At 62.6% G+C, this 10,472-nt stretch carries 11 protein-coding genes; 8 read left to right on the top strand and 3 right to left on the bottom strand.

Features of this window, described 5'->3' with window-relative positions:
* Positions 1 to 85: 85 nt before the first annotated feature.
* On the bottom strand, positions 86 to 1,285 hold the full coding sequence (gene tyrS, locus ACIP0B_RS26845) for a tyrosine--tRNA ligase (protein WP_400837866.1): 1,200 nt from the start codon (positions 1,283 to 1,285) through the stop codon (positions 86 to 88).
* A gap of 211 nt (positions 1,286 to 1,496) precedes the next feature.
* Between tyrS and ACIP0B_RS26840 the strand changes: the two genes are divergently transcribed.
* Together ACIP0B_RS26840 and ACIP0B_RS26835 are read left to right on the top strand one after the other, a co-directional pair.
* Positions 1,497 to 2,921 carry a peptidoglycan DD-metalloendopeptidase family protein gene (locus ACIP0B_RS26840; RefSeq protein WP_400837863.1) on the top strand — a complete coding sequence of 475 codons (1,425 nt, stop codon included), beginning with the start codon at positions 1,497 to 1,499 and terminating at the stop codon, positions 2,919 to 2,921.
* Between the two features lie 3 nt (positions 2,922 to 2,924).
* Positions 2,925 to 4,016: an anhydro-N-acetylmuramic acid kinase gene (locus ACIP0B_RS26835; RefSeq protein ID WP_400837860.1), complete on the top strand. Its 1,092-nt coding sequence runs from the start codon at positions 2,925 to 2,927 to the stop codon at positions 4,014 to 4,016.
* A 73-nt stretch (positions 4,017 to 4,089) separates the two neighbouring features.
* On the opposite strand, the gene erpA is transcribed toward ACIP0B_RS26835, so the two are convergent.
* Positions 4,090 to 4,440 (bottom strand): iron-sulfur cluster insertion protein ErpA, encoded by a 351-nt coding sequence (gene erpA, locus ACIP0B_RS26830; protein WP_003228776.1) that lies wholly within the window; start codon positions 4,438 to 4,440, stop codon positions 4,090 to 4,092.
* A 167-nt stretch (positions 4,441 to 4,607) separates the two neighbouring features.
* Positions 4,608 to 5,642, bottom strand: coding sequence for an N-acetyl-gamma-glutamyl-phosphate reductase (gene argC / locus ACIP0B_RS26825; protein WP_400837857.1), 1,035 nt, complete (start codon positions 5,640 to 5,642; stop codon positions 4,608 to 4,610).
* A gap of 133 nt (positions 5,643 to 5,775) precedes the next feature.
* On the opposite strand from argC, the gene hemJ reads away from it, so the two are divergent.
* The 6 genes from hemJ to coq7 all read left to right on the top strand — a co-directional run bounded on the left by hemJ (position 5,776) and on the right by coq7 (position 10,299).
* Complete coding sequence (hemJ, locus tag ACIP0B_RS26820; RefSeq protein ID WP_400837854.1) at positions 5,776 to 6,207, top strand: protoporphyrinogen oxidase HemJ; 432 nt, start codon at positions 5,776 to 5,778, stop codon at positions 6,205 to 6,207.
* Between the two features lie 33 nt (positions 6,208 to 6,240).
* Complete coding sequence (locus ACIP0B_RS26815) at positions 6,241 to 7,209, top strand: NAD(P)H-dependent flavin oxidoreductase (RefSeq protein WP_400837852.1); 969 nt, start codon at positions 6,241 to 6,243, stop codon at positions 7,207 to 7,209.
* Positions 7,210 to 7,300: 91 nt separating this feature from the next.
* A complete protein-coding gene (locus ACIP0B_RS26810; protein WP_400837849.1) occupies positions 7,301 to 8,251 on the top strand; it encodes a DUF805 domain-containing protein in 951 nt (316 codons plus the stop codon).
* A 61-nt stretch (positions 8,252 to 8,312) separates the two neighbouring features.
* Positions 8,313 to 9,101 carry an SDR family NAD(P)-dependent oxidoreductase gene (locus ACIP0B_RS26805; protein ID WP_400837846.1) on the top strand — a complete coding sequence of 263 codons (789 nt, stop codon included), beginning with the start codon at positions 8,313 to 8,315 and terminating at the stop codon, positions 9,099 to 9,101.
* Positions 9,102 to 9,181: 80 nt separating this feature from the next.
* Complete coding sequence (locus tag ACIP0B_RS26800; RefSeq protein WP_003228789.1) at positions 9,182 to 9,520, top strand: histidine triad nucleotide-binding protein; 339 nt, start codon at positions 9,182 to 9,184, stop codon at positions 9,518 to 9,520.
* 131 nt (positions 9,521 to 9,651) lie between these two features.
* Positions 9,652 to 10,299: a 2-polyprenyl-3-methyl-6-methoxy-1,4-benzoquinone monooxygenase gene (coq7, locus tag ACIP0B_RS26795; protein WP_085586218.1), complete on the top strand. Its 648-nt coding sequence runs from the start codon at positions 9,652 to 9,654 to the stop codon at positions 10,297 to 10,299.
* Positions 10,300 to 10,472 lie beyond the last annotated feature (173 nt).

The raw sequence follows: 10,472 nt of genomic DNA, 5'->3' as shown, positions 1-10,472 counted from the left end.
TTCAAGGAGTTTTCCGTTTCGACTGCGCCGGAAGTGGGGCGAATTATAGAGAACTAAAATTCGCCGTCAACTCCTTATTTCAAATTTACTCAGCCTTCAGCGTGATACGCGCAAAAGCCTTCTTGCCAGCCTGGCAGACATGGGTCGCACCCAACGCATACATAAAGGAGCGATCAACCACCTCGCCATCGACACGCACACCACCGGAGCCCAGCAGATCACGCGCAACGGCCGAGTTCTTCACCAGCCCTGCCTTATTAAGAACTGCCGCAATAGGCATGTCCTCAGCAGCGGTCAATTCGATCTCCGGCAGATCCTCCGGCAGCTCGCCATCCTTCATGCGGTTGCCTGCCGCACGGTGCGCATTGGCCGCAGCTTCTTCACCATGGAAGCGCGCAACGATCTCTTCCGCCAGCTTGATCTTGATGTCACGCGGATTGGCGCCCGCCTCGACATCCGCACGCAGGGCATTGATCTCATCCATCGAACGGAAGCTGAGCAATTCGAAGTAGCGCCACATCAGCGTGTCCGGAATCGAAACCAGCTTGCCGTACATGACGCCAGGGGCTTCCTGGATGCCGACATAGTTACCCAGGGACTTGGACATCTTCTTGACGCCATCCAGCCCCTCAAGCAACGGCATGGTGAGAATGCACTGGGCTTCCTGGCCATAGCCACGCTGCAGCTCACGCCCCATCAGCAAATTGAACTTCTGGTCGGTGCCGCCCAGCTCGACATCGGCACGCAAGGCGACCGAGTCATACCCCTGAACCAGCGGATAGAGGAACTCATGAATGGCGATCGGCTGATTGGTGGTATAGCGCTTGTCGAAGTCGTCGCGCTCAAGCATGCGGGCAACCGTGTATTGCGAGGTCAGGCGAATGAAGTCTGCCGGCCCCATCTGATCCATCCAGGTGGAGTTGAAGGCAACTTCGGTCTTTGCCGGATCCAGAATCTTGAACACCTGACTTTTGTAGGTCTCGGCGTTTTCCAGCACCTGCTCGCGGGTCAGCGGCGGACGGGTAGCGCTCTTGCCGCTCGGGTCACCGATCATTCCGGTGAAGTCACCGATCAGGAAGATCACCTGATGCCCCAGTTCCTGAAACTGACGCAGCTTATTAATGAGCACGGTGTGCCCAAGGTGCAGATCCGGCGCCGTCGGATCGAAGCCGGCCTTGATACGCAGCGGCTGGCCACGCTTGAGCTTTTCGATCAGCTCGGACTCGACCAACAGTTCTTCCGCACCACGTTTAATCAGCGCTAGCTGCTCTTCAACCGACTTCATAACAGACCCGCAAGGCTCAGATTCAAAGGGAACCAACCATACAAGATCGCGCACCAAATACAAGTTTTGCCCGGCACACGGACGCCAGCCCACAGACAGAGCGCCTGCAGGCTTGCTTCAGAGATGATTTGGTTATATTTTATACAGTTATTTCATCTTCATCATGTCATTCATCTTTTCCAATTCATCTTTTTCAAAGTCAAAGTCCTTTATGACCACCGAATCGTCTAAAGCGCCACCGCTTTACCCGAAGACCCACCTGCTCGCCGCAAGTGGAATCGCCGCCCTTCTCAGTCTGGCACTGCTGGTGTTCCCTTCCAGCGATGTTGAAGCCAAAAAGACGACCCTGAGCCTTGAGCTGGAAAGTCCTGCCGAACAACTGACACAAGATCAAGACGCCGCCGACGCCGTACAAGCCACAAACGAGCCGGTCGCCTCTCCTTTCGCACAGATCGAAAACAGCGACGAGAACGTCGCGCAAACCGCCCAGGCCCCTGCCGCACCGGCAGCGCCGGTCGAAGCAAAGAAGGCCCCAGGACACAGGGAAGTGATCGTCGCCAAGGGCGATACGCTGTCCACGCTGTTTGAAAAGGTCGGTCTTCCCTCCGCCGCCGTGCATGAGGTGCTGGCCAGCGACAAGCAAGCCAAGCAGTTCAGCCAGCTCAAGCATGGTCAGAAACTCGAGTTCGAACTGAACCCCGAAGGCCAGCTGATCAACCTGCACAGCAAGGTCAGCGATGTCGAAACCATTACCCTGACCAAAAACGACAAGGGCTACGCCTTCAACCGCATCACCGCCAAGCCGACCGTCCGCACCGCGTATGTCCACGGCGTGATCAACAGTTCCCTCTCGCAATCCGCCGCCCGTGCAGGCCTGTCGCACAGCCTGACGATGGACATGGCCAGCGTGTTCGGCTACGACGTCGACTTTGCCCAGGACATCCGTCAGGGCGACGAATTCGACGTGATCTACGAGCAGAAAGTGGTCAACGGCAAGGCCGTCGGCAACGGCCCCATCCTGTCGGCACGCTTCACCAACCGCGGCAAGACCTACACCGCCGTGCGCTACACCAACAAGCAAGGCAACAGCAGCTACTACACGGCCGACGGCAACAGCATGCGCAAGGCGTTCATCCGCACGCCGGTCGACTTCGCCCGCATCAGCTCGAAGTTCTCCATGGGCCGCAAACATCCGATCCTCAACAAGATCCGCGCCCACAAAGGGGTCGACTACGCGGCTCCCCGCGGCACGCCGATCAAGGCCGCCGGCGACGGCAAAGTGCTGCTGGCCGGTCGCCGCGGCGGTTACGGCAACACCGTGATCATTCAGCACGGCAACACCTACCGCACGCTGTACGGCCACATGCAGGGCTTCGCCAAGGGTGTGACAACCGGCGGCACCGTCAAGCAGGGCCAAGTGATCGGCTACATCGGCACGACCGGTCTCTCCACCGGCCCTCACCTGCACTACGAGTTCCAGGTCAACGGCGTTCACGTCGATCCGCTGGGCCAGAAGCTGCCGATGGCCGATCCGATCGCCAAGTCCGAACGCGCCCGCTTCCTCGCTCAAAGCCAGCCGCTGATGGCGCGCATGGATCAAGAGAAGGCCACGCTGCTGGCTTCGAGCAAGCGCTGAGCCATGGCCCTCTATATCGGCGTGATGTCCGGAACCAGCCTCGACGGTCTGGACATCGCCCTGATCGAACAGACCTCGGCGATCAGGCTGATCGCCACGCGCTACCTCCCCATGCCCGAATCCCTGCGCGCCGAGCTGCTTGGCTTGTGCGCCAGCGGCCCCGACGAAATCGCCCGCTCGGCCATTGCCCAACAGAACTGGGTGACGCTCGCTGCGCACGGCATCAATGCCCTTCTGGAGCAGCAGCGGCTCAAGCCCGAAGACGTCCGGGCAATCGGCAGCCACGGCCAGACCATTCGTCATGAGCCTGCGCGCGGCTTCACGGTTCAGATCGGCAACCCCGCCCTGCTGACCGAGCTGACCGGCATCACCGTGGTCAGTGACTTCCGCAGCCGCGATGTGGCCGCAGGCGGCCAAGGCGCACCTCTGGTTCCGGCCTTCCACGAGGCCCTGTTTGAAGAGAATGACGGCAATCGCGCCGTCCTGAATGTCGGCGGCTTCAGCAATCTCAGTCTGATCGAGCCGAACAAACCTGTAGCCGGTTTCGACTGCGGCCCCGGGAATGTGTTGATGGACGCCTGGATACACCGGCAGCGCGGCGAAAACTATGATCGCAACGGAGCGTGGGCGGCCAGCGGCAACGTCGAGCCAACCCTGCTGAAGGCCCTGTTGAGCGATCCGTTCTTCGCCACCCAAGGCCCGAAGAGCACGGGGCGGGAGGTGTTCAACCTGCCTTGGCTGGAACGGCACCTGTCGCGCCTGCCGAGCCTTCCGGCCGAGAACGTCCAGGCCACGCTGCTCGAATTGACGGCGCATACCATCGTGGAATCCCTGCAGACGGCCCAATCGCAGACCAGAGAGCTTCTGGTCTGCGGCGGCGGAGCCCATAACGCCACGCTGATGCGGCGCCTGGCCGAGCGGTTGCCGGACACGACCGTCGCCAGCACAGCCACCCATGGCGTCGCCCCGGATTGGGTGGAGGCCATGGCGTTTGCCTGGCTGGCCCACTGCTGCCTCGAAGGCATCGCCGCCAATCGCCCAAGCGTCACCGGCGCCCGCGGCCTGCGCGTACTGGGCGCCATCTACCCCAACTGATCAGAACGCAGACAGCAAAACGCCGCAGCACCGTGAGGGGCTGCGGCGTTTTGCCGTGTAACGTAAGAAATGCTCAGATCGAGAACGAAGAGCCGCACCCGCAGGTGGTGGTCGCGTTCGGGTTCTTGATCACGAACCGCGAGCCTTCAAGGCCTTCCTGGTAATCCACCTCGGCACCCGCCAGGTACTGGAAGCTCATCGGGTCGACCACAAGACTGACGCCTTCGCGCTCGACGATGGTGTCGTCTTCGGCCACATCCTCATCGAAGGTGAAGCCGTACTGAAAACCTGAACAACCGCCGCCCGTAACGAATACGCGCAGCTTCAAGCGATCATTCCCCTCTTCATCGACCAGGCTCTTCACCTTGTGCGCGGCACCCTGGGTGAATTGCAAAGCCGTGGGGGTGAAGGATTCGACGCTCATGCTGACTATCTCCCGGCGTTACGCCGTCATATTGCGTGATGACGCGCATTATCCGCTTGTCCTAGAAAATCGGTCAACTATTGTTACGGTATATCAATAGGGACTTTCGCCGATCAGAATGCAAAAAGGCCCGTATCCCGGGCCTTTCCGCTGTTCGCAAGAACCTGTTACGGCAGCATGCCGGCATGGGACAGCCCCATGCGCTCGTCCAGCCCAAACAGGATGTTGAGGTTCTGCACCGCCTGGCCCGATGCGCCTTTGACCAGGTTGTCGATGACCGACAGCACCACCACCAGGTCGCCGTCCTGCGGACGGTGCACAGCAATCCGGCACACGTTGGCGCCGCGCACGCTGCGGGTCTCCGGGTGGCTGCCGGCCGGCATGACGTCGACGAACGGCTCGTTGGCGTAACGCTTCTCGAACAGCGCCTGGAGATCCACCGAACGGTCGGCCACGGTCGCATAGAGCGTGGAGTGAATGCCACGGATCATCGGCGTCAGGTGCGGAACGAACGTCAGGCCGACGTCCTTGCCCGCCGCGCGGCGCAGCCCCTGGCGGATTTCCGGCAGGTGGCGGTGACCTTTCACCGCATAAGCCTTGAAGCTTTCCGACGTCTCGGAGTACAGCGATCCTACAGAGGCACCCCGACCGGCACCGCTGATGCCCGACTTGCAGTCGGCGATCAGGTGCGAGGCATCGGCCAGGCCGGCCTCGAGCAGCGGCAGGAATCCGAGCTGAGTGGCGGTCGGATAGCAGCCCGGCACCGCAATCAGGCGCGCCTTGCGGATCTGTTCACGATTGACTTCCGGCAGACCGTAGACCGCCTCGTCCAGCAGCTCCGGCGCACCGTGCGGCTGGCCGTACCACTTGGCCCACTCGTCGGCGTCCTGCAGGCGGAAGTCCGCCGACAGGTCGATGACCTTGGTGCCGGCGGCCAGCAGTTCGCCCGCCAGGGCATGGGCCACGCCGTGGGGAGTGGCGAAGAACACCACGTCGCAGGCGCCCAGGGTCTTGATGTCCGGAACGCTGAACGCCAGGCCGTCGTAATGGCCGCGCAGGTTCGGGTACATGTCGGCCACGGCCATGCCGGCCTCGGATCGGGAAGTGATGACCACCACCTCTGCCTGCGGATGCTGCGCCAACAGACGCAGCAGTTCGACACCCGTGTAACCCGTGCCGCCGACGATACCGACCTTGACCATGAACCTGCCCTCAACGAACCCACTGGAAAGGCGTCGATGATAGGGGCCGCGCGCCCCTGCGACAACCGTCATGGTGACGTGCGGCCGCCCGAGCCTCTACTATCCGGCTACCGTGAACCTGGGAATCAATCCAATGCTCTATCTGTGGCTCAAAGCGTTTCATATCGTCAGCGTGGTCTGCTGGTTTGCCGGGCTGTTCTACCTGCCGCGGCTGTTCGTCTATCACGCGCAAAGCGAGGACGCCGTCAGCAAGGAACGGTTCAGCGTCATGGAGCGCAAGCTGTACCGCGGCATCATGGGGCCGGCCATGATCGCGACGCTGATCTTCGGCGGCTGGCTGATCAGCCTCAACCCGAGCGCCTACTTCACCCAAGGCGGATGGATGCACGCCAAACTGACGCTGGTCGCGCTCCTGATCGGCTATCACCATGCGTGCGGCGCCTACGTCAAACGTTTCGCCCGTGGCGAAAACACCCGCAGCCATGTCTTTTATCGCTGGTTCAACGAAGTGCCAGTTCTGATATTGCTTGTTATTGTAATTCTGGTCGTGGTTCGACCGTTTTAACCTTCATAAGCACAACTCATCGGGGTACTTCCAATGTCGCTGCCCGCTTTGCTCGATCAACGTCTGCGCCTGCCCGTGGTGGCCGCGCCGATGTTCCTGATTTCCAACCCGGAACTGGTGCTCGCCTGCTGCCGCAACGGCGTGGTCGGCAGCTTCCCGGCGCTTAACCAGCGCGAAAGCAGTGGCTTCAAGGCCTGGCTGGAACAGATCGAAGCGGGTCTGGCACTGCTGGAAAACCCGGCGCCGTATGCGGTGAACCTGATCGTCCACCACAGCAACCCGCGGCTGCAGGCGGACCTGAACATCTGCGTCGAGCACAAGGTGCCGATCGTCATCACCAGCCTGGGCGCGGTCAAGGAAGTGGTCGATGCCGTCCACAGCTACGGCGGCCTGGTGTTCCATGACGTGACCACTCGCCGCCATGCGGAAAAGGCCGCCGAGGCCGGTGTCGACGGCCTGATCGCCGTCGCGGCGGGCGCCGGCGGCCATGCCGGCACCTGGAGCCCGTTCTCGCTGGTCGCGGAGATCCGTCAGTTCTTCGACAAGACCCTGCTGCTCGCAGGATGCCTGAACCACGGGCATGAGATTCTCGCCGCCCAGGTGCTGGGCGCGGATTTGGCCTACTTCGGCACCCGATTTATCGGTACCACCGAAAGTCACGCGCCCGACGCATACAAGGACATGCTGCTGACTGCCAAAGCCGCAGACATCATCCATACTCCTGCCGTGTCGGGTGTCCCGGCCAGTTTCATGCGCCAGAGCCTGGAGGCCGCCGGTTTCGACATGGCCGCCCTGCAAGGCAAGGGCGAGGTGAACTTCGGCGAAAAGCTCAAGCCGCTGAGCGATGAAGCCAAGGCCTGGAAAACCGTCTGGTCGGCGGGCCAGGGCGTGGGCGAAATCAAGGATCTGCCGAGCGTGGATCAACTGGTGGCCCGCCTGGACGCAGAGTACCGCCAGGCGCTGGAACAAGCGGCACGCCTTCCGGATCGCTGGCCACGTTGAGAAAAATGGCCAGCCCGGCGACGGCTGGCCTTACACTCTCCGACTGCGACACCGTCCCCTTCAATTCATCTCGCGACAAGGATGCCCGGCCATGAGCGAACCCCGTTACAAGATCGTATTCGACGGAGCCCTGCAGCCCGGTGTCGACATCACCACCGCCAAGCTCAACCTGGCGGACCTGTTCAAGAGCGATGTAGCCGCCATCGAGCGCCTGTTCAACGGCCGTCCCGTCGCCCTCAAACATGACCTGTCCCACGGCGACGCCCAGGTTTACCTGCAGGCGCTGGGCAAGACCGGCATCGAAGCCCGGATCGAGCCTGAAACCACGGTTGAGCTGAACCTGGCCGACGTGCACGAACAGGCCCCGGCCCCGACGGAGCCGGATTCGCCCTATGCCCCGCCCCGGGCCGACGTCGGCGACCGCCTCCCGGCGTTCGCCCCGCTCAATCCGTTCAGCGTCGAGGGCCGGATCGGTCGCCTGCGCTTCCTGGCCTGGACGATGGTGCTGAGCCTGGTGACCCTGCCTGTCATCGGCGTCTTTGCCTTCATCGGACTGGGCCTGGTCAGCACAGACTCCACCACCGGCCTGATCATCGGCGGCATCGTCGCCTTCTTCCTGTTCCTGGCCTTCAGCCTCGTCACTATCCTGTTCAGCGTCCAGCGCCTGCACGACATCGGCTGGTCCGGCTGGCTCTGGCTGCTGAACCTCGTGCCGTTCGTGGGCAGCGTCTTTCCGCTGGTGATGATGGTCATGCCGGGCAATGCGGGCGCCAACCGCTACGGCCCGCCGCCGCCCCCCAACACCACGGCGGTCAAGGTGCTGTGCTCGCTGTGGATCGTGTTCGTCGGGCTCATCTTCGCGGGCGCGATGGTCGGCGGCATCTCGGCGATCCAGGAGGAGTACGAAAGCAGCCTGGAAAGCAGCTACGAAAGCGGCTCGGTGACCACCGACGAGATCGACGCCGTGGCCGAACCCGCAACGATTTCGGTGGACGAAGCAGCCGAAGCGGCCCAGCCCCCTGTAGACTCTGCCAAAGAATGAACAGCGCTCCAGCCCGTGACACCTGCGTCGCCGGCGCGGAGCTGTTGCGATGGAGAACCGCATGACCCGTTACGCTCTGATCACCGGCGCCTCCAGCGGCATCGGCCTGGCCATGGCCGAAGCCCTTGCCCGCCGGGGCCGCAGCCTGATTCTGGTGGCCCGACAGCGTGATCAGCTGGAAAGCATTGCGATCGAACTGACCCAGCGCTTCGGCGTGGAGGTGCTGTTCCGTGCCTGCGACCTGGGCGAGCCGCTGCGCCTGTCCGGCTTCCTGCTGGAGCTGGAAGAAGGCGACCGGCAGATCGACCTGCTGGTGAACTGCGCCGGCATCGGCACCTGCGGCCCGTTCCTGGCCCAGGACTGGATGACCGAGCAGGACCTGATCGAAGTGAACATCCTCGCCCTCACCCGCCTCTGCCACGCCATCGGCAACAGTATGGCGCTGCAGGGCGGCGGGCAGATCCTCAACGTCGCCTCGGTCGCGGCCTTCAACCCCGGCCCGTGGATGAGCACCTACTACGCCAGCAAGGCGTATGTGCTGCACTTCTCCGAGGCGCTGCGGGTGGAGCTGAAGAAATGCGCGGTGAAGGTCTCGGTGCTCTGCCCTGGGCCGACCCGCACGGCATTCTTCCGAACCGCCCAACTGAACGACGGAAAGATCAACGACAGCAGACTGCTGATGAGCCCGGAAGAGGTTGCGCTGTATACCGTGCGCGCCCTGGAGAAGAACCGCGCGATCATCATCCCCGGCAGGATGAACCGCTGGTTCGCCTTCCTGCCGCGCCTCGGCTCGCGCTGGCTCAACCGCACCGTCACCGGCATGGTCAACAAGGCTTACTGCCCGCGCTGAAAGGCCGGCAGGCAAACGGCTGGGCGCAGTGAACCCGCATGGGTACACTCGACCCGCCCCACACAACGGAGAAAACAGCTGTGGATACTCTGTTCACCAAGATCATCAACCGGGAAATCCCGGCGAAGATCATCTACGAGGACGACCAGGTCCTGGCCTTCCACGACATCGCCCCGCAGGCGCCGGTGCATTTTCTGGTGATCCCGAAAAAGCCGGTGCGCACCCTCAACGACCTGACCGAAGACGACAAGGCACTGGCCGGACACATCCTGTTCACCGCCCAGCGCCTGGCGCTGGAGCTGGGTTGCGAAGAAGGCTTCCGGGTGGTGATGAACTGCAATGAGAAAGGCGGACAGACCGTCTACCACATTCATATGCATGTGCTCGGCCAGCGCCAGATGAACTGGCCGCCGGGCTGAGCCTTTCGGTGGGAGCGGGCTTGCCCGCTCCCGCAGAAGTCTGAATCCCCCCTGAGTCACGATGACCCAGCGCAATCCTTCTCGGGCCGATTCGGTTAAACTGGCCGCCGAGATTCCTCCCGGAGGTCAGCATGACTACCCAACGTCACTACTCGCCGATTGACCGTCTTCTGCTGCAAGCCGATGCCGCCATGCGCACCTTGCTGCCGTTCAGCGGTCAGCCGCATCGCCCGTCGCCGGCCATCGTGCAGCCCGATGCGCAGATGAGCGACGAAGACACCCGCCACGTCGCCGGCCTGATGCGCATCAACCACACCGGCGAAGTCTGCGCGCAGGCGCTGTACCAGGGCCAGGCGCTGACCGCCAAGCTGCCGCAGGTGCGCGAAGCGATGGAGCATGCCGCCGAAGAAGAGATCGATCATCTGGTCTGGTGCGAGCAGCGCATCCATCAGTTGGGCAGCCACACCAGCGTGCTCAACCCGCTGTTCTACGGCATGTCCTTCGGCATCGGGGCCGTGGCCGGACTGATCAGCGACAAGGTCAGCCTCGGGTTCGTCGCCGCGACCGAGCACCAGGTGTGCAAGCACCTGAACGAGCACCTGGAGCAATTGCCCGCCGAGGACGAAAAGTCCCGGGCGATCCTGGAGCAGATGCGCGTCGATGAGGAACACCATGCCGAAAGCGCGCTGCAGGCCGGCGGATTCCGTTTCCCGGCGCCGGTGAAGTTCGGGATGAGCCTGCTGGCGAAGGTGATGACCAAGAGCACCTACCGGATCTGAACGCTCAACGCTCCTCGCGGGAGCCAGCCTGCGGGCGATGGCATCAGCGAGGACACGGCCAGACGGCCGCTGGCTCAGCGGCAATAAAAAAGGCGACTGCCCCAGGGCAGTCGCCTTTTTTATTGCTCGGGAATCTCAGCTCGGCATGTTGCGGGCGTAGAAGATTTCCAGCA

Source organism: Pseudomonas sp. NPDC089534 (assembly GCF_044749305.1).
Taxonomy (GTDB): domain Bacteria; phylum Pseudomonadota; class Gammaproteobacteria; order Pseudomonadales; family Pseudomonadaceae; genus Aquipseudomonas; species Aquipseudomonas ekonensis.
Note: the sequence above shows the minus strand (reverse complement) of the source record. Positions and strands in the feature narration are given on the sequence as shown.